Source organism: Streptomyces sp. NPDC031132 (genome assembly GCF_055570595.1).
In genome coordinates, this window is record NZ_JBVIGX010000002.1 from 75,428 (window position 1) to 98,353 (window position 22,926).

At 72.0% G+C, this 22,926-nt stretch carries 19 protein-coding genes; 10 read left to right on the forward strand and 9 right to left on the reverse strand.

Translation table 11 applies throughout. The features are described 5' to 3' along the window. Positions 1–24: 24 nt before the first annotated feature. The 3 genes from ACZ49B_RS03385 to ACZ49B_RS03395 are packed head-to-tail and all read right to left on the reverse strand — an operon-like array spanning position 25 to position 3,183. Positions 25–807, reverse strand: coding sequence for an ABC transporter permease (locus ACZ49B_RS03385; RefSeq protein ID WP_468299972.1), 783 nt, complete (start codon positions 805–807; stop codon positions 25–27). Further along, entirely contained in the window at positions 804–1,844 is a 1,041-nt protein-coding gene (locus tag ACZ49B_RS03390) for an ABC transporter ATP-binding protein (RefSeq protein ID WP_468299974.1), read from the reverse strand. Before ACZ49B_RS03390 ends, ACZ49B_RS03385 begins: the two co-directional genes overlap by 4 nt. Positions 1,845–1,872: 28 nt before the next feature. Continuing rightward, complete coding sequence (locus ACZ49B_RS03395; protein ID WP_468299976.1) at positions 1,873–3,183, reverse strand: NYN domain-containing protein; 1,311 nt, start codon at positions 3,181–3,183, stop codon at positions 1,873–1,875. Positions 3,184–3,406: 223 nt separating this feature from the next. On the opposite strand from ACZ49B_RS03395, the gene ACZ49B_RS03400 reads away from it, so the two are divergent. After that, the gene (locus ACZ49B_RS03400) at positions 3,407–3,574 is read left to right on the forward strand and encodes a hypothetical protein (RefSeq protein WP_468299978.1); all 168 of its coding nucleotides are present in this window, start codon (positions 3,407–3,409) and stop codon (positions 3,572–3,574) included. Positions 3,575–3,668: 94 nt separating this feature from the next. Here ACZ49B_RS03400 and dnaE read toward each other — a convergent pair whose 3' ends face one another. After that, complete coding sequence (gene dnaE, locus ACZ49B_RS03405; protein WP_468299980.1) at positions 3,669–7,211, reverse strand: DNA polymerase III subunit alpha; 3,543 nt, start codon at positions 7,209–7,211, stop codon at positions 3,669–3,671. A 170-nt stretch (positions 7,212–7,381) separates the two neighbouring features. Here dnaE and ACZ49B_RS03410 point away from each other — a divergent pair, with 170 nt between their 5' ends. The 5 genes from ACZ49B_RS03410 (at position 7,382) to ACZ49B_RS03430 (ending at position 13,320) form a co-directional block, all read left to right on the forward strand. Continuing rightward, a complete protein-coding gene (locus ACZ49B_RS03410) occupies positions 7,382–8,707 on the forward strand; it encodes a DUF2252 domain-containing protein (protein ID WP_468299982.1) in 1,326 nt (441 codons plus the stop codon). A 128-nt stretch (positions 8,708–8,835) separates the two neighbouring features. Continuing rightward, positions 8,836–9,525: a hypothetical protein gene (locus tag ACZ49B_RS03415; protein ID WP_468299984.1), complete on the forward strand. Its 690-nt coding sequence runs from the start codon at positions 8,836–8,838 to the stop codon at positions 9,523–9,525. A 49-nt stretch (positions 9,526–9,574) separates the two neighbouring features. Then, complete coding sequence (locus ACZ49B_RS03420) at positions 9,575–10,369, forward strand: thioredoxin domain-containing protein (protein ID WP_468299986.1); 795 nt, start codon at positions 9,575–9,577, stop codon at positions 10,367–10,369. A gap of 110 nt (positions 10,370–10,479) precedes the next feature. Beyond that, positions 10,480–12,144, forward strand: a complete 1,665-nt coding sequence (locus ACZ49B_RS03425) for an alkaline phosphatase D family protein (protein WP_468299988.1) — start codon at positions 10,480–10,482, stop codon at positions 12,142–12,144. A 234-nt stretch (positions 12,145–12,378) separates the two neighbouring features. Further along, the gene (locus tag ACZ49B_RS03430; protein ID WP_468299990.1) at positions 12,379–13,320 is read left to right on the forward strand and encodes a zinc metalloprotease; all 942 of its coding nucleotides are present in this window, start codon (positions 12,379–12,381) and stop codon (positions 13,318–13,320) included. A gap of 65 nt (positions 13,321–13,385) precedes the next feature. On the opposite strand, the gene ACZ49B_RS03435 is transcribed toward ACZ49B_RS03430, so the two are convergent. Beyond that, entirely contained in the window at positions 13,386–13,955 is a 570-nt protein-coding gene (locus ACZ49B_RS03435) for a dienelactone hydrolase family protein (protein ID WP_468299992.1), read from the reverse strand. A 65-nt stretch (positions 13,956–14,020) separates the two neighbouring features. Between ACZ49B_RS03435 and ACZ49B_RS03440 the strand changes: the two genes are divergently transcribed. After that, positions 14,021–15,073: a mechanosensitive ion channel family protein gene (locus ACZ49B_RS03440; RefSeq protein WP_468299994.1), complete on the forward strand. Its 1,053-nt coding sequence runs from the start codon at positions 14,021–14,023 to the stop codon at positions 15,071–15,073. A 75-nt stretch (positions 15,074–15,148) separates the two neighbouring features. On the opposite strand, the gene ACZ49B_RS03445 is transcribed toward ACZ49B_RS03440, so the two are convergent. Next, on the reverse strand, positions 15,149–16,591 hold the full coding sequence (locus tag ACZ49B_RS03445) for a sensor histidine kinase (protein WP_468299996.1): 1,443 nt from the start codon (positions 16,589–16,591) through the stop codon (positions 15,149–15,151). Beyond that, the gene (locus tag ACZ49B_RS03450; protein WP_468299998.1) at positions 16,588–17,295 is read right to left on the reverse strand and encodes a response regulator transcription factor; all 708 of its coding nucleotides are present in this window, start codon (positions 17,293–17,295) and stop codon (positions 16,588–16,590) included. Before ACZ49B_RS03450 ends, ACZ49B_RS03445 begins: the two co-directional genes overlap by 4 nt. Positions 17,296–17,367: 72 nt before the next feature. On the opposite strand from ACZ49B_RS03450, the gene ACZ49B_RS03455 reads away from it, so the two are divergent. The 3 genes from ACZ49B_RS03455 (at position 17,368) to ACZ49B_RS03465 (ending at position 21,368) form a co-directional block, all read left to right on the forward strand. Further along, positions 17,368–18,573, forward strand: coding sequence for a UDP-N-acetylglucosamine--N-acetylmuramyl-(pentapeptide) pyrophosphoryl-undecaprenol N-acetylglucosamine transferase (locus ACZ49B_RS03455; protein ID WP_468300000.1), 1,206 nt, complete (start codon positions 17,368–17,370; stop codon positions 18,571–18,573). After that, the gene (locus tag ACZ49B_RS03460; protein ID WP_468300002.1) at positions 18,570–19,565 is read left to right on the forward strand and encodes an SDR family NAD(P)-dependent oxidoreductase; all 996 of its coding nucleotides are present in this window, start codon (positions 18,570–18,572) and stop codon (positions 19,563–19,565) included. Before ACZ49B_RS03455 ends, ACZ49B_RS03460 begins: the two co-directional genes overlap by 4 nt. A 210-nt stretch (positions 19,566–19,775) precedes the next feature. Beyond that, positions 19,776–21,368 carry a Na+/H+ antiporter gene (locus ACZ49B_RS03465; RefSeq protein ID WP_468300004.1) on the forward strand — a complete coding sequence of 531 codons (1,593 nt, stop codon included), beginning with the start codon at positions 19,776–19,778 and terminating at the stop codon, positions 21,366–21,368. Positions 21,369–21,484: 116 nt separating this feature from the next. On the opposite strand, the gene ACZ49B_RS03470 is transcribed toward ACZ49B_RS03465, so the two are convergent. Together ACZ49B_RS03470 and ACZ49B_RS03475 are read right to left on the reverse strand one after the other, a co-directional pair. Beyond that, positions 21,485–21,961 carry a GNAT family N-acetyltransferase gene (locus ACZ49B_RS03470; RefSeq protein ID WP_468300006.1) on the reverse strand — a complete coding sequence of 159 codons (477 nt, stop codon included), beginning with the start codon at positions 21,959–21,961 and terminating at the stop codon, positions 21,485–21,487. After that, positions 21,958–22,899, reverse strand: a complete 942-nt coding sequence (locus tag ACZ49B_RS03475; RefSeq protein ID WP_389409288.1) for an RluA family pseudouridine synthase — start codon at positions 22,897–22,899, stop codon at positions 21,958–21,960. The genes ACZ49B_RS03470 and ACZ49B_RS03475 overlap by 4 nt, the downstream gene beginning before the upstream one ends. Positions 22,900–22,926 lie beyond the last annotated feature (27 nt).

Genomic DNA, 22,926 nt, shown 5'->3' on the forward strand with positions numbered 1-22,926 from the left:
ACGGCGCCGGCGGCGTCGTCGCCGTCAGCGGACCGACGCCCGCCGGTACGCCCACGTCGCGGCGGCCAGCGAGAGCACGCCCACCGCCCCGCACACCCCGAGGTCCAGCCCGACCGCCGCCCAGTCCGGATGCGGTGCGAACGTCCGCGCGAACGCCTCCACCCCGTACGTCGACGGCAGCAGGTCCCGCGCCCACACGATCACGTCCGGCATCCGCTCCGGCGGCAGCACCCCCAGCAGCAGCGCCGCCGACATGCCGAGCTGCCCGGCCAGCGTGGCCAGCTCCTGCCGCGGCGCCAGCAGCCCCAGCGCCGCGCCCAGCCCGGCCAGCGCGGCCCCGGCCAGCGGCACCACCGCGGCCAGGATCCACAGCCCGCCCATCGGCAGCCCGAACAGCAGGCATCCGAACACCGCCGTCACCAGCGTGCCCGGCAGCGTGAAGGAGGCGTACGCGGCGGCCGCGCCCAGCACCACCGAGGCGGGCGGCACGGGCAGCGTGGCGTAGTGGTCCAGCCCGCCGCTGGCCCGCAGCTGCCCGAAGTACTGCGCGAGCAGGTTCAGCGCGACGAAGGCGACGACCAGCACGGACGAGCCCGCGACCACGGCCCGGGCCTCCGAGCCGCCGTCCACCACGCCCCGCATCAGGATCATGATCCCGACGGACTGGAAGGTGGCGACGAAGAGCAGCGGGATCCGGGACACGCGGGCCCGGGACAGCTGCGCCCGGTACACGGCGGCCAGGGACGGGAAGAGCCGCGCCCGCGGTGCGAGCACCCCGACCGCGCCGCCCACAGCAGTGGTGCTCACGACTTCACCAGGCCCTTCGTCGTACGCCCGCCCAGCGCGAGGTAGACGTCCTCCAGGCTCGGGGTCGCCAGCGTGAAGTCGTCGAGGGCGGCGAAGGCCGGCCCGCCGGTCACCGCGGCGACCGCGGCACGCGCCGCGTCGGGCTCCAGCCGCAGCACCCACCGGCGCCCGGCTCCGGCGGCCGCCGGCGCGAGCGCCGCGACCTCGGGTACGTCCAGCGGCGGCGCGGTGCGCCACACCAGCTCCAGCCGGACCTCGCCGGAGACGCGGGCCTTCAGCCCGGCCGGGGTGTCGCAGGCGATGACCCGGCCCTGGTCGATGACGGCGACCCGGTCCAGGACGGTCTCGGCCTCGATGACGTTGTGCGTGACGAGCAGGACGGTGGCCCCGTGCCGTGCGCGCCGCCGGTCCACGGCCGCCCACACGGCCCGCCGGGCCACGGGGTCCATGCCGGTGGTGGGCTCGTCGAGGACCAGCACGGGCCGCTCCCCCACCAGTGCGGCGGCGAAGCAGGCCAGGCGCCGCTGCCCGCCGGAAAGTTTCTTCAGGGGCCGCCCGGCGATCGGGGTCAGCCCGAGTTCCTCGAGTACGGCGTCCCGCTCGGCCCGCGCCGCCCGTGCGTCGAGCCCGCGCAGCCGTCCCGTGGTCTCGGCGGCCAGCGCCACCGTGAGCTCGTCGAGGGCGGTGGACTCCTGCCCCAGGTAGGCGAGCAGCCGGGCCGCCCGCTCGGGGTGGCGTACGAGGTCGTGGCCGAGCAGGGTCACGGCGCCCGAGTCGGGCCGCAGCAGGCCGGTGAGCTGCCGGACCAGGGTGGACTTGCCGGCGCCGTTGGGGCCGAGCAGGCCGAAGATCTCGCCGCGCCTGACGTCCAGGGAGATCCCGTCGGTGGCCCGGGTCTCGGGCAGGGCGGGGGCCCCGCGCCGGCCCCGTACCGCTGGGTACGTCTTGACCAGGTCACGCACCACGCAGACCACGTCGGAGGCCGCGTCCGCGGCCGCTGCCGTGCTCGGTCGTGCTGATGCTGTGCCCGTACTCACGAGGGAGCAGCCTACGCGGCTTCGGCCCTTACTCCGCTGCCGGGGTCGGCGGCCCGGCGGGCACGGCGGAGGGTGTGGCGGCCACGTGCTCGGCGGCGGCGCGGACGTCGATCTCCCTCCAGAACCCGGCGCGGATGGCGTAGCGGTCGTGCTCGTCGATCTGGTCGTCCTTGTGGGCGAGCAGCCCGAACCGGGCGGCGTAGCGCAGCAGCTCCCCGTCGATGCGGTGCGGGATCCGCGGGTACATCGTGGCGAGTTTCTGCAGGTGGACGGTCTCCGGGAGGCGTTCCATCCAGCGCCGGGCGAAGACCTGGCCGACCTCGAAGGGGTCTCCGCCGACGGTGGTGATGTCCTCCTCGCGGTCGGCCCAGCGCTGTTCGGCGCTGGTGAGCTGGGCGAGGGTGGGCAGCGAGGCGGTCTCGGCGGGTTCGCCGAGCGGTCCGGCCCGGTCGATCCAGCCCTTGTCGGAGGACCAGCGCAGGGCGCTGCCGGCCGGGGGCTGCTGGGCGGCGGCGCCGTGGGCTCCGGAGGGGCCGGGCTGCTGGCCGGGGGCGCGCAGCGAGCCGGCGAGGTCCTTGGGCGTGGGGACGGTCTTGCCCCCGGCGGCGGGTGCGGGCACGGGGGCGCCGTTGCCTTCGGGCGCGGCGGGGGCGGGGGCTCCGGCGCCGTTGCCGCCGGCGCTGCGGGCGGCCTCGGCGAGGGCGGCCTCGGGCAGTGGGGCGGAGAGGATCGCGGCGATCTCGGGGCGCGGCGCGGGCGGCGGTGCGCACAGTCCGGCGAGGTCCTTGGCGCGGACGGCGCGGGTGATCCAGGCCCGGTCCAGGACGCGGCGCTCGTCGGCCTCGGCGACGAGGTCCTCGGACTGGTTGTAGTCGCCGTCGGCGGCCTGGACGGCCCACAGGTGGACGGCGACGCCGTGTTCCTTGGCGGACATCAGGCCGGGCAGCAGGTCCCCGTCGCCCGTGACGAGTACGACGTCGGAGCAGGCGCGGTTGCGGGCCAGCTCGGTGAGCTCGGCGTGCATGGCGGCGTCCACGCCCTTCTGTGCCCAGCGGCCGTCGCTGCGGGTCAGGGCGCCGAGGCGGACGGTGACACGGGGCATGACGCGCAGCCGCCGGTGCTCGGGCTGGGGCACCCGGTCGGGTGCGCCGTCGAACCAGTAGATGCGCAGCAGGGGCTGCTCGGTGTCGGCCTCGGCCCGCTCGCGCAGTCCCTGGATGAGGGCGGCATGGTCCACGGTGATACGGGAGCGGGAGGGCTCTCCGGCGAGAAGACTGGCGGCGGCGCCCAGCAGATAGCCGGCGTCCACCAGGACGACGCAGCGGTCCACGCGTACCACCCTCTTCCCCGGGGATCCTGTGTGTTTGTCGTGGGTTCCCCGAGTCTGCCCGACCGCAAGGGTGTTGACGGCCGGAACTCGATCATCGGCGTGGCGGATCTTGCGGGCGTTTCCGAAAGCGGACTTCCCGGCTACACGCAGTAAAGATCCAAAATGCGCGGTTTGTGGTGGCGTGTGAGGGTGAAGGCGGTCCTGGCCCCTAGACCCTCACGGAGGCTCCACCATGGCCAAGAACAAGAACCGCCAGCATGAGCAGAAGCAGCAGGCCCGCTCGTCGTCGCAGGATCCGTCGAAGGGCTCGACGGAATCCGTGTCCGAGCCGTCCGGCAGCAGCCCGAGTCCGATGGACATGGCCCGCAAGGGCAAGCAGAAGAAGTTCGGCCACAACTGACGCCTCCGCGAGCACCGCGCACGAGGGCGCGCCCAGAGCTCTGGGCGCGCCCTTCTTCACGTCCGGCTGCGGGCGCAGGCCCCCGCGTACGGCGTCATCCGGCCAGGCAGGACGGACCGAGGAGCACCTTGAGGTCGCCGAAGAGCGCCGGGTCGGGCTGGACCCGGTGCTTGTCGAGGCGCAGCACGGTGGTGGTCCGCGGCCCCTGGAGCTTGATCCGGACCTCGGTGTTGCCCTTGTGGTGGCGAAGGATCTCGCCCAACCGGGTGACCATCGGAGGAGTGACCTTGACCGTCGGGATGGTGAGGACGACGGGTGCGTTCGTTCCGGCCGAGGAGAGGTCGGGGACCATCATCTCCATGGCGACCAGCCGGGGCACGTCCTCGCGCTTGTCGAGGCGGCCCTTGACGAAGACGACGGTGTCCTCGACCAGCTGGGTGGAGACGAGCTGGTAGGTCGCGGGGAAGAACATGCACTCGATGGATCCGGCGAGGTCCTCGACGGTGGCGATGGCCCAGGCGTTGCCCTGCTTGGTCATCTTGCGCTGGAGGCCCGAGATGATGCCGCCGATGGTGACGACGGCGCCGTCGGAGTGCTCGCCGCCGGTCAGCTGGGAGATGCCGGCGTCCGTCTTGTCGGAGAGCACGTGCTCCAGGCCGAAGAGCGGGTGGTCGGAGACGTACAGGCCGAGCATCTCGCGCTCCTGGGCGAGCAGGTAGGACTTCTCCCACTCCACGTCGGAGAACTCGACGTCGAGCCCGAAGCCGGGTTCGTCGCTCGCGCCCTCGTCACCCATTCCGCCGAAGAGGTCGAACTGTCCCTCGGCCTCCTTGCGCTTGACCGCGACCACGTTGTCGATCATCGATTCGTGGTGGGCGACCAGGCCCTTGCGGGTGTGGCCCATCTCGTCGAAGGCGCCGGCCTTGATCAGCGACTCGACGGTGCGCTTGTTGCAGACGACGGCCTCGACCTTGTCCAGGAAGTCGGGGAAGCTGGAGTACTTCCCCTTGGCCTTCCTGGTCTTGATGATCGACTCGACGACGTTCTGGCCGACGTTGCGCACGGCGGTGAGGCCGAAGAGGATCACGTCGTCGCCCTGGGCGGCGAAGTTCGGCTCGGACTCGTTGACGTTCGGCGGGAGCACCTTGATGCCCATGCGCCGGCACTCGTTCAGGTAGATCGCGGACTTGTCCTTGTCGTCCTTGACCGAGGTGAGCAGGCCGGCCATGTACTCGGCCGGGAAGTTCGCCTTGAGGTAGGCGGTCCAGTAGGAGACCAGGCCGTACGCGGCCGAGTGGGCCTTGTTGAAGGCGTAGCCGGCGAAGGGGACCAGGACGTCCCACAGGGCCTTGATCGCCTGGTCGCTGAAGCCCTTCTTCTTGGCGCCCTCCTCGAAGATGACGAAGTTCTTCGCCAGCTCCTCGGGCTTCTTCTTGCCCATCACGCGGCGCAGGATGTCGGCCTCGCCGAGCGAGTACCCGGCGATGATCTGGGCGGCCTTCTGGACCTGCTCCTGGTAGACGATCAGGCCGTAGGTGACCGCGAGCACCTCTTCGAGGGGCCCCTCCAGCTCCGGGTGGATCGGGGTGATCTCCTGCTGCTTGTTCTTGCGCAGGGCGTAGTTCGTGTGCGAGTTCATGCCCATCGGGCCCGGCCGGTACAGGGCCGAGACGGCGGAGATGTCCTCGAAGTTGTCGGGCTTCATCAGGCGCAGCAGGGAGCGCATGGGCCCGCCGTCGAACTGGAAGACGCCGAGCGTGTCGCCGCGGCCGAGCAGTTCGAAGGTCTTGGGGTCGTCGAGCGGGAGGGCCAGGAGATCGATGTCGATCCCCTTGTTGGCCTTCACCATCTTGACGGCGTCGTCCATGATCGTGAGGTTGCGCAGGCCGAGGAAGTCCATCTTCAGCAGGCCGAGCGACTCGCAGCTCGGGTAGTCCCACTGGGTGATGGTGACGCCGTCGGTGTGCCGCACCCAGACGGGCACGTGGTCGGTGATCGTCTCGCTGGACATGATCACGCCGGCGGCGTGCACGCCCATCTGGCGGACCAGGCCCTCCACACCGCGCGCGGTGTCGATGACCTTCTTCACGTCCGGCTCGTTCTCGTACATCCCGCGGATCTCGCCGGCCTCGCCGTAGCGGGGGTGCTGCGGGTCGAGGATGCCGGAGAGGGGGATGCCCTTGCCGAGGACGTCGGCGGGCATGGCCTTGGTGAGCCGGTCGCCCATGGCGTACGGGTAGCCCAGGACGCGGGCCGAGTCCTTGATCGCGTTCTTGGCCTTGATGGTGCCGTACGTGCCGATCATGGCGACCTTGTCGGCGCCGTACTTCTCGGTCACGTACCGGATCACCTCGACGCGCCTACGCTCGTCGAAGTCGATGTCGACATCGGGCATGGAGACGCGCTCGGGGTTCAGGAACCGCTCGAAGATCAGGCCGTGGGTGAGCGGGTCGAGGTCGGTGATGCCCATGGCGTACGCGACGATCGAGCCGGCCGCGGAGCCTCGGCCCGGGCCCACCGCGATGCCCTGGTTCTTCGCCCACATGATGAAGTCGGCGACCACGAGGAAGTAGCCCGGGAAGCCCATCGAGATGATCGTGTCCATCTCGTACTCGGCCTGCTGCATCCGGTCGTCCGGGATGCCTCCGGGGTAGCGGCGGTGCATGCCGCGCATGGTCTCCTCGCGGAACCAGCTGACCTCGGTGTGGCCCTCCGGGATGTCGAACTTCGGCATCAGGTTCCGGAACTTGAACATGCCCTCGGTGTCGACCTGGTCCGCGACCAGCTTCGTGTTGGCGCAGCCCTCCTGCCAGGCGTCCGAGGAGTCGATCGCGTACATCTCGTCGGTCGACTTCAGGTAGTAGCCGGTGCCGTCGAAGCGGAAGCGGTCGGGGTCCGAGAGGTTCTTGCCGGTCTGGATGCAGAGCAGGGCGTCGTGGGCGCCGGCCTCGCTCGCGTACGTGTAGTGCGAGTCGTTCGTGACCAGCGGCGGGATGCCGAGCTTCTTGCCGATCTCCAGCAGGCCGTCGCGGACGCGGCGCTCGATCTCGATGCCGTGGTCCATCAGCTCCAGGAAGTACCGGTCCTTGCCGAAGATGTCCTGGTACTCGGAGGCCGACTTCAGGGCCTCGTCGAACTGGCCGAGGCGCAGTCGGGTCTGGAGCTCGCCGGAGGGGCAGCCGGTGGAGGCGATCAGGCCCTCCGACCACTTGCTGATGGTCTCCTTGTCCATGCGCGGCCACTTCGTGAGCCAGCCCTCGGCGTACGCGTCGGAGGACAGCCGGAAGAGGTTGTGCAGGCCGGTGGCGTTCGCCGCCCAGATCGTCTTGTGGGTGTAGCCACCGGAACCGGACACGTCGTCGCGCTTCTGGTGGGGCTGGCCCCACTGGATGCGCCGCTTGTTGCGGCGGGACTCGGGGGCGACATACGCCTCGATGCCGATGATCGGGGTGATCCCGGCCTTCTGGGCGGTGTGGAAGAAGTCGTACGCCCCGTGCAGGTTGCCGTGGTCGGACATCGCGATGTGCGTCATGCCCATCTCGTTGCACGCGTTGAACATGTCCTTGAGCCGCGCGGCACCGTCCAGCAGCGAATACTGGGTGTGGACGTGCAGGTGCGTGAACGGCTGCTTGGTCACGGCGGGAGGCTCCTGACGGTGGGGGCGGCGGCAGCTATGAATCCTACGTCCCAGGAGTGACAGACCGCGGGCACTGCGGGGTACGGTCGGGCGTTGCAGAACCAGGACGACCCACCCGACGTCCAGTCGGTCAGAACCTGTACCAGCCCGTGCACCAGGAGGCATCCGCCATGGCGGTTCCCGAGACGACGAACGAGCAGCGCGCCGAGCAGATACTCGACGTGTTCGACACCGCATTCGGTGAGCTGCTCGCCGCCGACCCCGCGGCCTTCCAGGTCAAATTCCGGAAGATGGCCGCCTCCGCGTTCGCCTTCTACCGGGGCACGGCCTGCCTCTTCTACGCCGACCTGGAGCGGGACCGGCACGGCGGGCCCTACCTCGACGAGCGGACCGGCCGGGTCTGGATCCACGGCGATCTGCACGCCGAGAACTTCGGCACGTACATGGACGCCAACGGCCGGCTGATCTTCAACGTCAACGACTTCGACGAGGCGTACGTCGGCCCCTTCACCTGGGACCTCAAGCGGTTCGCGGCCTCCGTCGCCCTGATCGGCTACACCAAGGCGCTCAGCGACGAGCAGATCGGCGAGCTGGTGCGCACCTACGCGGGCGCCTACCGGGAGCGGATCCACCGCCTGGCGACCGGCGCCAAGCACGAAGAGGTGCCCTCCTTCACCCTGGACACCGCCGAGGGCCCGCTGCTGGGCGCCCTGCGCTCGGCCCGCTCCCGCACCCGCTTCTCGCTGCTGGACTCGATGACCGAGATCCGCGACTACGAGCGCCGCTTCACCTCCGGCGGGGGCTCGATCGAGCTGGACGCGGCCACCCGGTACAAGGTGCTGGCCGCCTTCGACGGGTACCTGGAGACCCTGCCGGACGAGTCCCTCGTCCGGCCGGACTCCTACCGGGTCAAGGACGTGGTGGGCCGCCGCGGCGTCGGGATCGGCTCGGCCGGCCTGCCCTCGTACAACATCCTGCTGGAGGGGCACAGCGACGCCCTGGAGAACGACGTCGTGATCTACCTCAAGCAGGCGCAGACCCCGGCGGTGTCCCGGCACATCACCGACCGGGCGGTACGGGACTACTTCCAGCACGAGGGGCACCGCACGGTGATCTCCCAGCGCGCCCTCCAGGCGCACGCCGACCCGTGGCTGGGCTGGACCGAGCTGGACGGGTCCGGGCAGCTGGTGGCGGAGGTCTCCCCGTACGCGGTGGACCTGGACTGGTCGGACCTGGACGACCCGGAGGAGATCGCGGCCGTGGTCGCGGACCTGGGCCGGGCCACGGCGACCATGCACGCGTCGGCCGACGAGGCCGAGAGCGGGCACTCGCTGGTCCCGTTCTCCACCGAGCGGGCCATCGACGCGGCGATCGCGGCGGACGAGGAGGGCTTCGCGGACCTGCTGGTCGACTTCGCCCACGCGTACGGCGCCCGGGCGCGCGCCGACCACCAGATCTTCGTGGACCTGTTCCGCAACGGCCGCATCATGCACTGAGCGCTTTCGTGCACTGAGCGCTTTCGTGCACTGAGCACTCTCATGCATCGGGCACTTTCGGCCGCGGGCCCCGGGCCGCACGGGACCGGGGACCCGTGTTCACAGGTACTCGTGGCAGACTCGCGGCGATGGACATATCGAGGGCAGGACTCCGGGGGCTGCGGGCCGCGCTGTTCAGCGCACTCGTCGTGCTGCTCTCGGCCGGCTCGCACGTCCTGATGTCCCGGGTCCCGCTGCCGCCCGCGCTGGTGGCCGGGGCCTTCGCCGGGGTGTTCCTGCTCACGTACGCGCTGGCGGGCCGCGAGCGGGGCTTCGGTCCCATCGCCGGGCTGCTGGTTCCGCTGGAGCTGGCCGCCGACACGGTCTTCACCGCCGGGCAGCACGTCTGCTACGGCCCGGCCGGCGGGCCCGTCGCCGGGCCGCTGCGGGCATTGGGCCTGGACGAGCTGTGCGGCGGGCCGCCGCTGGGCGGACCGCTGGCCGAGGTGCCCGGAGCCGTCCCCGACGCGGTGGCCCTGCTGGCCTCGCCCGGACCCTGGACGCCGTGGCTGCTGCTCGGCGCGCACGTCTCGGTCGGGCTGTTCGCCGCGGCCTGGCTGCGGTACGGGGAGCGCGCGCTGGGCCAGCTGCTGCGCGCGGTGGCCGCCTTCGCGTTCCGGCCGCTGCTGCTGGCGGCGGCCTCGGCGGCAGCCGCCGTCGGCCCGGTGCGGCGGGTGCGGCGCCCGGCCCTTCCGGGTGCGGGGGCCCGTACCCGCTTCCCCGCCCATTCCGTGGGACGCCGGGGACCTCCCGTACGCGGCGCGCTCGTCTGCGCCTGACACCCGTACGCAGTCCCCCCTTTCCTTGTCACGTCCCACGGAGATCACCATGAGTTCACGCAACAGCCAGGCGAACAAGGCAGCGGCCCGCGAGCGGCTGCGTGCCGAGCGCGAGAAGCAGGCCAAGAAGGCCAAGGTGCGCCGCCAGGTCCTGGTGGCCTGCGCCGTCGTCGCCACCCTCGCCGTGGCCGGCGGCGTCGGCTACCTGGTCGTGCAGGCCAACCAGCCGAGCGAGTGGGACAAGGCCGCCGACGCCACGCTGGTCGCCCCGAAGAACACCACGGGCGACAACGGCACCACCGTCGTCATAGGCAAGGCCGACGCCAAGAAGACCCTCGAGCTCTACGAGGACGCGCGCTGCCCGATCTGCTCCCAGTTCGAGCAGACCGTGGGCCCGCAGATCAAGAAGGACCTGGACGCCGGCAAGTACAAGATCCAGTACGTCGGCGCCACCTTCCTCGACAAGGGCTTCGGCGGCAGCGGTTCGAAGAACGCGCTGAGCGCACTGGGCGCGGCGCTGAACGTCAGCCCGGAGGCGTTCCTGGAGTACAAGAGCGCCCTGTACTCCAAGGAGAACCACCCGGAGGAGCGCGACGACAAGTTCGGCAAGGACGACTACCTGCTGAAGATCGCGGACCAGGTGCCGGCGCTCAAGGGCAACGCCGAGTTCAAGAAGGCCGTCGAGGACGGTACGTACAACCGCTGGGCGCTCGAGATGTCGAAGCTCTTCGAGAAGAGCGGCCTCGAGGGCACCCCGTCGCTGAAGATGGACGGCAAGAAGATCGAGATCAAGATGGTGCCGGAGGAGTTCACGGCCGCGGTCGACAAGGCCATCGCGGGCTGATCCACCCCTAAAGGACCGAACCAACGGGCAGGCGAACTCTGAGAGTTCGCCTGCCCGTTGCTTGCACAGGGCTGTTCCAACCGGTGTACCCGTCAGTAATATGCCGGTCCGTGACCAGTCATCTCCCCTCCCCCACTGCGGCAACTCCGCGCCGGCGTACGGTCGTCAAGGCCGCTGCGGCCACGGCCGCCCTCGCGCCCTTCGCGACGGCCGCACTGGGCGTCTCCCCCGCATCGGCGGCCTCGAACGGGCCCGCCTTCCTGCACGGCGTCGCCTCCGGCGACCCGCTGCCCGACGGGATCCTGCTGTGGACCCGCGTGACCCCCACCCCCGAGGCCGTGCCCGGCTCCGGCGCCGGCCCGGCCACCCAGGTGACCTGGGAGGTCGCCGAGGACAAGGCCTTCTCCCGGATCGTCGTGAGCGGCTCGGTCACGGCGACCGCCGCCTGCGACCACACGGTCAAGGCGGACGTACGCGGACTGCGGCCGCAGACCCCGTACTTCTACCGGTTCACGGCCGGCGGCGCCGTCTCCCCGGTCGGACGCACCCTGACCGCGCCGGGCCATGACGCCACGACGCCCGGCGTCCGCTTCGGCGTGGTCTCCTGCGCCAACTGGGAGTCCGGCTACTTCTCGGCGTACCGCCACCTGGCCGCCCGCACCGACCTGACCGCGATCCTGCACCTCGGCGACTACATCTACGAGTACGCGAACGGGGCCTATCCCGAGGCGAAGTACGTCGTACGCGCGCACGAGCCGCGGCACGAGATCCTCACCCTCGCCGACTACCGGACCCGGCACGGCACGTACAAGACCGACGCCGACCTCCAGGCCCTGCACGCCGCACACGCGATCGTGGCGATATGGGACGACCACGAGTTCGCCAACGACGCCTGGTCGGGCGGCGCGGAGAACCACACGCCGGGCGCCGAGGGCGAGTGGGCGGCCCGCGCGGCCGCCGCCAAGCAGGCGTACTTCGAGTGGATGCCGGTACGCACCTCCACCGCCGGCACCGTCTACCGGCGGCTGCGCTTCGGCACCCTCGCCGATCTGCACCTGCTGGACCTGCGCACCTTCCGCTCCCAGCAGGCCAAGATAGGCAGCGGCTCGGTCGACGACCCGGACCGCACCATCACCGGGCGCGCCCAGCTCGACTGGCTCAAGTCGGGCCTCGCCACCTCGAACGCGACCTGGAAGCTGGTCGGTACGTCGGTGATGATCTCGCCGGTCGCCTTCGCCTCGCTGCCCGCGCACCTGCTGGCTCCGCTGGCGAAGCTGCTGGGCCTGTCCGAGGGCGGCCTCGCGATCAACGTGGACCAGTGGGACGGCTACACGGACGACCGCAAGGAGCTGCTGGCCCACCTCAAGGACCGGAAGATCAAGAACACGGTGTTCCTGACGGGTGACATCCACATGGCGTGGGCGAACGAGGTCCCGATGAACATGGCGACGTACCCGGGGTCGGGTACGGCGGCCACCGAGTTCGTGGTGACGTCGGTGACCTCCGACAACATCGACGACCTCCTGCACGTGCCGGCGGACACCGCGTCGCTCGTAGCGGAATCGGCGATCAAGGCGGCCAACTGGCACGTGAAGTGGCTGGACATGGACTCCCACGGCTACGGGGTCCTCGACGTGACGGCCGAGCGTTCGCAGATGGACTACTTCGTGGTGTCCGACAAGCGGAATCCGGCCGCGACGGCCGCGTGGGCCCGCTCGTACCGCACCCCGAACGGCTCGCAGAAGGTGGAGCGGGCGTACCAGCCGGTCAGCTGACGATCTTCTGACTGTCTGTCAAATCTGCTGTTCAGGGGGGCTCCTGGTGCAGACCAGGAGCCCCTTCGCCCTCAGAAGCAACAAATCTTTTACTTCCAGGGCTTGCTTAGTGCATGACATGGACACATAAGCTTCGCGCCAGCGTGAGGAAATCCCTCACCCCCCACCACGCTTCCGCGAGGAGTCAACGTGCGCGCTTCCGCCCGCATATCCCCCATGCTCCGACGCCGCCTCATGGGAACGGCCGTTCTGGCCGGAACCCTGGCGTTCGCCCCGCTCACGGCCCCCACGACCGTGGCCGCGGCCCCCCAGACCGGCTCCGAGGCCTGTGCCGACGCCGGCACGTCCGCCAACGCCCGGGTCGCCCGCCCCAAGGACAACCACGTGGCCGACCCCAACGAGGTGACGGACGCCCAGGTCAAGGCCATGGACGCCGACCTGGCGAAGAAGAGCGCCGAGCTCGGGCCGCAGCGCCAGATGCGCGCCGCCGAGGTGACCGCCGCGACGACCATCCCGGTCTACGTCCACGTCATCACCTCCGGCACCGCCGGCAAGCTGACCGCCACGGACATCAACAACCAGATCGCGGTCCTCAACTCCGCCTACAGCGGCAAGGGCACCGGCAACGTCGACTCGGGCTACCAGTTCTCGCTGGTCTCCACCGACTACACCGACAACGCCGCCTGGTACAACGTCTCGGACGGCACCCAGGCCGAGAAGGACATGAAGAACGCCCTGCGCAAGGGCGGCGCGAACGCGCTGAACCTGTACACCGCCAACCTCGGCGGCGGCCTGCTCGGCTGGGCGACCTTCCCGAGCTCCTACGCCTCGCAGCCGAAGATGGACGGCGTGGTCGTCCTCAACACCTCGCTGCCGGGCGGCTCCGCCGCCAACTACAACGAGGGCGACACCGGCACCCACGAGGTCGGCCACTGGATGGGCCTCTACCACACCTTCCAGGGCGGCTGCTCGGGCAGCGGCGACTCCGTCTCCGACACCCCGGCCGAGAAGACCGCAGCGTTCGAGTGCCCGACCGGCCGCGACAGCTGCACCAACAAGACGGGCGTCGACCCGATCCACAACTTCATGGACTACACGTACGACTCCTGCATGTACCAGTTCACTGCGGGTCAGGTTTCCCGCATGAAGAGCATGTGGAGCGCGTACCGCGCCTAGTCACTGCGTGAAGCGTCGAGGGGCAGGGCACGCGGTTCGTGCCCTGCCCCTCACCTTTGGCTCCGCTACAGGCTGTCGAGGAAGGCGAGCGCGACCCTCCAGGTCTGCTCCGCGGCCTCCGCGTCGTAGTCGTCGAGGTCCGGATCCGTGAACAGGTGCCCGGCACCCGGGTAGCGGTGCACCTCCACGTCCGCACCCGCGCGCTGCATCCGCAGGTACCAGGCCGTCAGCCAGTCGTGCGTCTCGAACGGGTCCGGATCCGCGATGTGCAGCTGCACCGGCAGCTCGTCGACCGCGGTGTCCTCCTCCAGGTCCGCCGTCCCGTGCAGGAGCAGCAGCCCGCGCGCCTTCTCGTCGGCCAGCGCCAAGTGCTGGGCCACGGAACCGCCGAAGGAGAAGCCGGCGTAGACCAGGCCCTGGTCGGAGTAGGGGGCGGAGGCCAGCACCGCGCGCTTGAGCAACTCGTCGCGGCCGATCTCGTCCCGGTGTGCCATGCCCTCTTCGACGGTCTCGAAGGTGCGCCCCTCGAAGAGATCCGGCACCTGGACCTGGTGACCGGCCGCGCGCAGCCGGTCGGCCGCCGCGTTCACCGCGGGCCGCAGCCCGTACGTCGAGTGGAAAAGCATGATGTTCATGCACCCATCGTGCCATTCGTGGAAGGGGAGGAGGCCGAGCCCGCGTTCCGGTTACGTTGAAGTCCATGGACACGGACACCGTTCTGCGCCCGATCGCGGTCCTCGGCGGCTCACTGGTCGTCACCCTCCTCGCCGGTTGGCTGCTGGACCTGCTGCTGCGCCGCGCCGACGCCCGGCACAGCGAGACCCCGCTGTGGGGGCTGCTGCGCCAGTGCCGGCTGCCGTTCCAGGTCGTCCTGTGCACGACGCTGCTGTACGGCTCCCACCGCCGGGCCGGGATCCCCGCGGACCACGTGTTCGCCGTGGGCCACGCCCTGACCCTCGTACTGATCGCCTCGGCGGCCTGGCTGCTGGTGCGCATCGCGACGGCCGTCGTGGACTCCTCGTACGCCCGCTACGCGGACCGGAACCCCGACGACGCGCGGGTGCGCCGCGTCCGCACCCAGGTGACGCTGATCCACCGGGTGGTCACGGCGGTGGTCGTGGTGGTCGCGGTGGCGGCGATGCTGCTCACGTTCCCGCCGATGCGGGCGGTCGGCGCCTCGATGCTGGCCTCGGCGGGCGTCCTCGGCATCGTGGCGGGCATCGCCGCCCAGTCCTCTTTGGGCAACCTGTTCGCCGGACTGCAGATCGCCTTCGGCGACACGGTGCGGATCGGCGACACGGTGGTCGTGGACGAGGAGTGGGGCACGGTCGAGGAGATCACCCTGACCTTCCTCGTGGTGCGCACCTGGGACGAGCGCCGGATCACGATGCCTGTGTCGTATTTCACAGGCAAGCCGTACGAAAACTGGTCGCGCGGCGGCGCGCAGATGACCGGAACGGTGTTCTGGCACCTGGACCACAGCGCACCGCTGGACCTGATGCGGGAGGCGCTCCAGCGGATCCTGAAGGAGATCCCGGAATGGGACGGCCGCACCGGCAGCCTGGCGGTGACGGACACCACCCCGCACACGATCCAGGTCCGGGCGGTGGTCACGGCGAAGGACGCCACGGACATCTGGACGGTCCGCTGCCAGGTCCGCGAACGCCTGATCACCTGGCTCCTGGCCCACCATCCGTACGCCTTGCCCCGCATCGCGACATCGCCCGCCGACCCCCGGCCGGGGACACCCTGACGGGCACGTCCAGCCCCGCCGGCGCGGGGGGCGCGGGGTCCTGGGCGGAGCCCCGGGAAGCCGGGCCGCCGGTGATCAGGGGCCGAAGGTCAGCCGGAACAGGGCTCCGCCGCCCGGGGCCGGCTCGGCCACGAGCTCCGCGGCATGCGCCCGGGCGATCTGGCGGGCCATCGCCAGCCCCAGCCCCGACCCCGGCAGGGCACGCGCCGCCCCCGCCCGGTAGAACCGGTCGAAAACGTACGGCAGATCCTCGGCCGCGATCCCGGGCCCGTGGTCCCGTACCGTCAGCTCGGCCCGGCCGGCGCCGCCGGCGCCGCCGCCGCCCAGCGCCACCAGCTCCACCTCCACCGGCGCCCCCGCGGGGCTGAACTTCGCCGCGTTGTCCAGCAGGTTCGACACCAGCCGCGTCAGCCGCGCCGGCACCCCCGGCACCACCACCGCCTCCTCCCCGCGGACGCGCACCTGCACCGGTACCGAAGGCCAGTGCGCCCGCGCAGCCTCCGCACAGTGCTCCACCAGCGGAGCCAGCCTGACCTGTTCCACCAGCGGCTGGGGCTCCTCGTCCCGGGCCAGCTCGATCAGGTCGTTCACCAGCCCGGTCACCTCCCGCAGCTGCCGCCCCAGCGCGAGCGAGGCCCGCTCGCGCTGCTCCGCCGTCAGCCGCTCCCCACGCGCCAGCAGCTCCGCGTTGGTCCGCAGCGCCGTCAGCGGGGTCCGCAGCTCGTGCGAGGCGTCCGCGACCAGCCGCCGCTGCGCCGTCACCGACTGCTCGAGCTCGCCCAGCATGGTGTTGAAGCTCCCGGCCAGCCGCGTGATCTCGTCCTCCCGGACCGGCGACCCCGGCGGCCCCGGCGGCGGCAGTTCGATCCGGTGCCGCGGATCCCGCGTCGCCGCGATCCGCTCGGCGGTGGCCGTGAGCCGGGTCACCGGGGCCAGCCCGGTCCGCGACACCCAGTACCCGAGCCCGGCCGCCACCAGCACGCCTCCCGCGCCGATCAGGGCCAGCCACCACGCCGCCTCCGCGATCCCGCGCTCGACGGTGTCGGCCCGCAGCGCCACCTGCAGCGCCCGCCCCTTTGCGTAGTCGGTGGTGAGCATCCGCGTCGGGTGCCCCGCGTGCACGATGTCCTTGTAGTACGGCGCGTGCCGCCCGGCCGCCACCGCCCGCGTCGTCGCGTCCACCGGCAGCAGGTAGGGCGCCGCCGGGTCGTCCGCCGGGTCGGCCGGCACCACCTCCGCGCAGGCGGGCGCCGCCAGGAACCGGCACTCCCCGGCCAGGATCTCCGGCCCGGAGTCCGGGTTGCGCTGGGCCGCGAGCCGCGCGGACTGGGTGAGGCTCAGGTCCAGCTGCTCGTAGAGGGCGCTGCGGACGACGAAGAACGCCGCCGTGCACACCCCGACCGCGACCAGCGCCACCGCCGCGGTGACCGCCAGCGCCAGCCGCGTCCGCAGCGGCCGCCGCCTGCGCCAGCGCGCCCCGAGCCTGCGCCGCCCTCTCCTGGGCCCGCCGCCGTTCACGCCGTGCCCAGCCGGTACCCGACCCCGTGGACGGTGTGCACCAGCCGTGGCTCGCCGCCCGCCTCCAGCTTCCGCCGCAGGTAGCCCACGTACACGGCCAGCGAGTTGGAGTCCGGTCCGAAGTCCCGCCCCCACACCAGCTCCAGGATCAGCTCCCGCGGCAGCACCTGCCCGGGGTGGCGCAGCAGCAGTTCCAGCAGGGCCGCCTCGGTGCGGCTGAACTCCAGCAGCCGCCCGCCGCGCCTTCCGGTGCGCGTCCCGGGATCGAGCACCAGGTCCGCGAACCCGAGCACGGCCGCGCCGGCCGGATCGGGCGCGGCCCGCCGCAGCAGGGCCCGGACCCGGGCCACCAGCTCGTCCAGCGCGAACGGCTTGACCAGGTAGTCGTCGGCGCCCGCCTCCAGGCCGTCGACCCGCTCGCTCACCGAGTCCAGCGCGGTCAGGACGAGTACGGGCGTACGGTCGCCCAGCGCGCGCAGCTGCCGGCAGACCCCGAGTCCGTCCAGCACGGGCATCATCACGTCGAGCACCACCGCGTCGGGCTGCCAGCCGGCCACCTCCGACAGCGCGGCCAGCCCGTCGCCGGCTCCCCGAACCTCGTACCCCTCGACGGCCAGCCCGTCCTGGACGGCGGCCCGGACCTCGGGCTCGTCGTCCACGACCAGGATCCGCTGCCCGCTCGCGTGCGCACTCGTGCTGCTCATGGGCAAAGCCTGCCAAACGGTTCTGAGAGAACCTCTTAGAACGTTCTTAGGACGCACCGGGAAGGTGCGTCCATGACCACACAAGGCACAAGAGGCACACGAGACACGCAAGGAAGGCCGCCCCTGTCGGTCGTGATCGGCGCGGGCGGCACCGGCGGCCACATCTATCCCGGGCTCGCTCTCGCCGAGGCGCTGCGCGCGGCCGTCCCCGGTGCCGTGGTCTCGTTCATCGGGACCGAGCGGGGCCTGGAGACCGAGCTGATCCCGGGCGCCGGGTACCGCCTGCACACCGTCGACATGATCCCGTTCGATCCGTCGCTCGGCGCGAAGCGCTATCTGCTGCCCGCCGCGCTGCTGCGCTCGGCCACGCAGGCCCGGTCGGTGATCAGGGCCCAGGGTGCGCACGCCGTCGTCGGCATGGGCGGCTACCCGAGTGCGCCGGCCGTGCTCGGGGCCCGCATGGCGGGGCTGCCGGCCGTCATCCACGAGTCCAACGCGGTGCCGGGCCGCGCCAACCAGTTCGCGGCCCGGCTCACCCCGCACATCGCCGTGGCCTTCGACCGCAGCCGGGCCCATCTGGCGGGCGGGGCGCATGCCCTGACCACCGGAATGCCGATCTCCGCGGCCCTCGCGCGACTGGCGGACCTGTCGCGCCCGGAGCGCGCGGCCCTGCGCGCGGAGGCCCGGCGGGCCCTGTACGTCCCCGACGGCCGCCGCCTGGTCGTCTTCAACGGCGGCAGCCTGGGCGCCGCCCGGCTCACCGCGGCCGCGGTCGGGCTGGCCGGGCTCTGGCAGGGGCGGGACGACGTACAGCTGCTGATCAAGACGGGCCCGCAGGCGCTGCCGGACACCGCCGCCGATCTCGCCGCCTGCGGCGGGCAGCGGATCGCCCGGGCCGTGCCGTACCTGGACCGGATGGACCTCGTGTACGCGGCCGCCGACCTGGTGGTGTGCCGGGCCGGGTCCGCGACGGTGGCCGAGCTGGCGGCGACCGGCGTCCCGGCCCTGCTCGTGCCGTACCCCCACGCCCCCGGTGACCACCAGACCCACAACGCCCGGGTCCTGTCGGACGCGGGAGCGGGCCTGCTGCTGCCGGACGCCGAAACCACGGCCGACCGGCTGGCCGTCCTGCTCGGCCCCCTGCTGGCCGACCCGGCCCGGCTGTCCGCGATGGCCGGCGCCGCCGACCCCGGCCCGCACGCCCGGGCCGCCGAACTGCTGGCCGCGGAGGTCCTCCGCGTGGCCGGCGTCGCCCTTCCCACCCTGGAGCGCATATGAACACCTGGACCGACCGCACCGTGCTCGTCACCGGAGCCGAGGGGTTCATCGGGTCCACCCTGGTCGACCTGCTGGTGGCCCGTGGCGCCCGGGTCCGCGCCTTCGTCCACTACAAGCCGTACGCGGAGAAGGGCAACCTGGCGCGGTACCTCGCGGACCCCGACGGCCCGGTGGAGATGTGGGCGGGCGACATCCGCGACGCGGGCCGGGTCAGCGACGCGGTGGAGGGCTGCGACACGGTGTTCCACCTGGCGGCGCTGATCGGGATCCCGTACAGCTACGCCTCGCCGGGCGCGTACGTCCAGACGAATGTGACCGGCACGGAGAACATGGCGGAGGCCTGCCGCCGACACGGGGTGCGGCGCCTGGTCCACACCTCCACGAGCGAGGTCTACGGGACGGCCCTGACGGCCCCGATCTCCGAGACCCACCCGCTTCAGCCGCAGTCCCCGTACTCGGCGTCGAAGATCGGCGCGGACATGATGGCGCTGTCGTTCCACCACGCGTTCGAGCTGCCGGTGACGGTGGTCCGGCCGTTCAACACGTACGGCCCCCGCCAGTCGGCGCGCGCCGTGATCCCGACGATCCTGGCGCAGCTGCACGCGGGCGCGCAGGAGATCCGCCTCGGCTCCCTCTCCCCCACCCGGGACTTCACGTACGTGACGGACACGGCGGAGGGCTTCCTCGCGGTGGCGGAATGCGACCGGGCACTGGGCGAGGTGGTCAACCTCGGCACGGGCCAGGAGATCTCGATCGGCGTCCTGGCAGAGGCCCTGATCAAGGCGTCGGGCCGCGACGCCCGCGTCGTGGTGGACGAGACCCGCCTCCGCCCTGCGGGCAGCGAGGTCCAGCGCCTGCTGTCGGACAACTCCCGGGCGAGGCAGTGGGCGGGCTGGAAGCCGGAGGTCTCCCTGACGGAGGGCCTCGCGCACACGTCGTCATGGATCGCCTCGAACCTCTCCCTCTTCGCCCCGTCCCGCTACGAGGTCTGACCCCGCCCGGGTCCCCCCGTACGCGATGCCCGGGCGCAGCCCGGAGCCCGCTCGCGCGGCGGCGCCGCACGTCGGGCTCCGGGGGCCGCCCCCGAGGCAGGGCGCGGCCCCCGCCGGGCCGGGGCCCCGGCAGCGGGTGGGAGCCGCCAGGCGGGCGAGGCTTCGACGGGGCGCGGGTTGCCGCGGCCGGCAGTACGGCAGGGTGGGGGAGTGGATCAGCTTGCTCTTCTGTTCGTACTCCTGCTCGGGGCCGTGGTCAGCGTGCCGCTCGGGGATCGGCTCAAGCTGCCCGCGCCCGTCCTGATGACCATCGTCGGGATCGCGCTCGCGCTGGTGCCGGCCGTGCCGAATGTCGACATCCCGCCCGAGTTCATCCTGCCGCTCGTGCTGCCCCCGCTGCTCTACGCCTCGGTGCAGCGCACCTCGTGGCGGCAGTTCGCCGCCAATGTCCGGCCGATCCTCCTGCTCGCCGTGGCCCTCGTGTTCGTCACGACCGCCGCCGTCGGCGCCGTCGCGTACGCCGTCGTCCCCGGGCTGCCGCTGGCCGCCGCCCTCGCGCTCGGTGCGCTCGTGGCCCCGCCCGACCCCGTCGCCGCGACCGCCGTCGCCGGATCGCTCGGGCTGCCGCGCCGCATGGTGTCGATCCTGGAGGGCGAGGGCCTGTTCAACGACGTCACCGCGATCGTGCTCTACCACGTGGCCATCGCCGCCGCGGTCAGCGGCAGCTTCTCCTGGCCGGACGCGCTGGGGGAGTTCGTGCTCTCCGCCGTGGTCGCCGTCGCCGTCGGGCTCGGTCTGGGCTGGGCCGCCAACGCGCTCATGGGGCGGCTCGGCGACGCCACGCTGCAGATCGGGCTGACGCTGCTGGTGCCGTTCGTGGCGTACGTGGTGGCCGAGGAGTTCAAGGGGTCCGGGGTGCTGGCCGTGCTGACGACGGCCCTGTTCCTCTCCGAGTACGCGACCGACGCGGACGACGTGCTGGGGCGCCTCGCCGGGCACACCTTCTGGGAGGTCGTGGACACGCTGGTCACGGGCGTGGCCTTCGGGCTGATCGGGCTGGAGCTGCACAACGTGTTCGGCGTCGCCCGCGGCCGCGAGCTGGAGATGGCCGGGTGGGCGGCCGCCGTGATCGCGGTGGTGGTCGGCGTACGGCTGATGTGGCTGTTGCCGGCCGGGTGGCTGGCCAAGCGGCTGCACACGCGGCGCGACTACGCCGAGGAGATCCCGCTGAGCTGGCGGGAGAGCGTGGTGATGTGGTGGGCCGGGATGCGCGGGGTGGCCTCGGTGGCGCTGGCGCTGGCCATTCCGCTGAGGGTCGACGGCGGGGCGCCGTTTCCGGGGCGCGACCAGATCATCTTCATCGCCTTCGCCGTGATCATGGTGACGCTGGTGTGCCAGGGGCTGACGCTGCCGTGGCTGGTGCGGACGCTGGGGGTGGAGGCGGACGAGGATGCCGAGCGGGAGACGGAGCGGCAGCTGGCGATCCGCGCGGCGAAGGCGGCGAAGCGGCGGCTGAAGGAGATCGAGGAGGTCGAGGACCTCCCGGAGGACCTGGTGGAGGTGCTGTACCGGCGGGCGTACGACGTGGGGGCCAGGATCAGCCCCGACATGGTCGACGAGGAGCGGCGGGAGGCGTACGCGAAGCGGGTGGAGCGGATCCGGGACGTCCAGCGGATCCAGCGGGAGATGATGTCGGCGGCGCGGCACGAGGTGCTTTCGGCGCGCAGCGAGCCCGGCGCGGATCCGGAGATCGTGGACCGGGTCCTGCGCCACCTGGACGTCCGCAGCCTCCGCAGCACGTGACGGGCCCGTTCCGGCGCCGCCGGCGTTCGAGACGCGGGTCCGGGCAGGGCCCGGGGAACGGTGGAAGCGCGGGGCGGGGACGGCCCCGCAGGGCCCCCGCTCCGGCACCGGGCCGGCTACGGCAGGCTGCGCCGCATCGCCCGGTGCGGGATGCCCGCGTCCTCGAACTCCGGCCCGTACGCCACGTACCCCAGCCCGGCGTAGAAGCCGACCGCATGCGTCTGCGCGCCCAGGTCCACGGCCGTCAGGCCCAGACGAACGGCCTCCGCCTCGATGGCCCGCACCAGCGCCACCCCCACGCCCAGCCCGCGCGCGGCCTTGCGTACGGCCAGCCGCCCGAGCGAGCCGACCGTCACGTCGCCGCCCGTCTTGCCCAGCGCCGCAGGCCCGTGCAGCAGTCGCCCGGTGCCCAGCGGCTCCCCGTCCGGCCCCACGGCCAGCACGTGCACCGCGACCGCGTCGTACGCGTCGTACTCGATCGTCTCCGGAACGGACTGCTCGACCACGAACACCTCCGCCCGGACCGCACGGCAGGCCGCCAGGTCGGCCTCCCCCACCGCGACCCGAACCGCAAAGGCCGCGCCGGCCGTCACTCGCTCTCGGCCCGGATCACGTCCAGCGCGTGCTGGAGGTCCGCCGGGTAGGTGCTCTCGAACTCGACCCACTGGCCGTCCGACGGGTGCTCGAAGCCGAGCCGCACCGCGTGCAGCCACTGCCGGGTCAGACCCAGCCGCTTCGCGACGGTCGGGTCGGCGCCGTACGTGAGGTCGCCGACGCACGGGTGCCGGTGCGCGGACATGTGCACGCGGATCTGGTGCGTACGCCCGGTCTCGAGCTTGATGTCGAGCAGCGAGGCCGCGCGGAAGGCCTCGATCAGGTCGTAGTGGGTGACGGAGGGCTTGCCCTCCTGCGTCACGGCCCACTTGTAGTCCGCGCTGGGGTGGCGGCCGATCGGGGCGTCGATGGTGCCGCTCATCGGGTCCGGGTGGCCCTGTACGAGCGCGTGGTAGCGCTTGTCCACGACCCGCTCGCGGAACTGGTTCTTCAGCGAGGTGTACGCGCGCTCGGACTTGGCGACGGCCATCAGGCCGGACGTGCCGACGTCCAGGCGGTGCACGATGCCCTGGCGCTCGGAGGCGCCGGAGGTGGAGATCCGGTAGCCGGCGGCGGCGAGGCCGCCGATGACGGTGGTGCCGGTCCAGCCGGGGCTCGGGTGCGCGGCGACGCCCACCGGCTTCATGATGACGACGATGTCGTCGTCGTCATGGACGATCTCCATGCCCGGGACGGGCTCGGCGACGAGCTCGACCGGCCGCGGCGGCGCGGGCATCTCGACTTCGAGCCAGGCGCCGCCGTGCACGCGCTCGGACTTCCCGACGACGCTGCCGTCGACCGACACCTTCCCCGCGGCGGCGAGCTCGGCCGCCTTCGTCCGGGAAAAACCGAACATACGGGCGATGGCGGCGTCGACGCGCTCGCCCTCGAGGCCATCGGGAACGGGCAGGGTGCGGATCTCGGGAATCGTACTCACCTGTCGAGTATGCAGGACTCGGCAGCG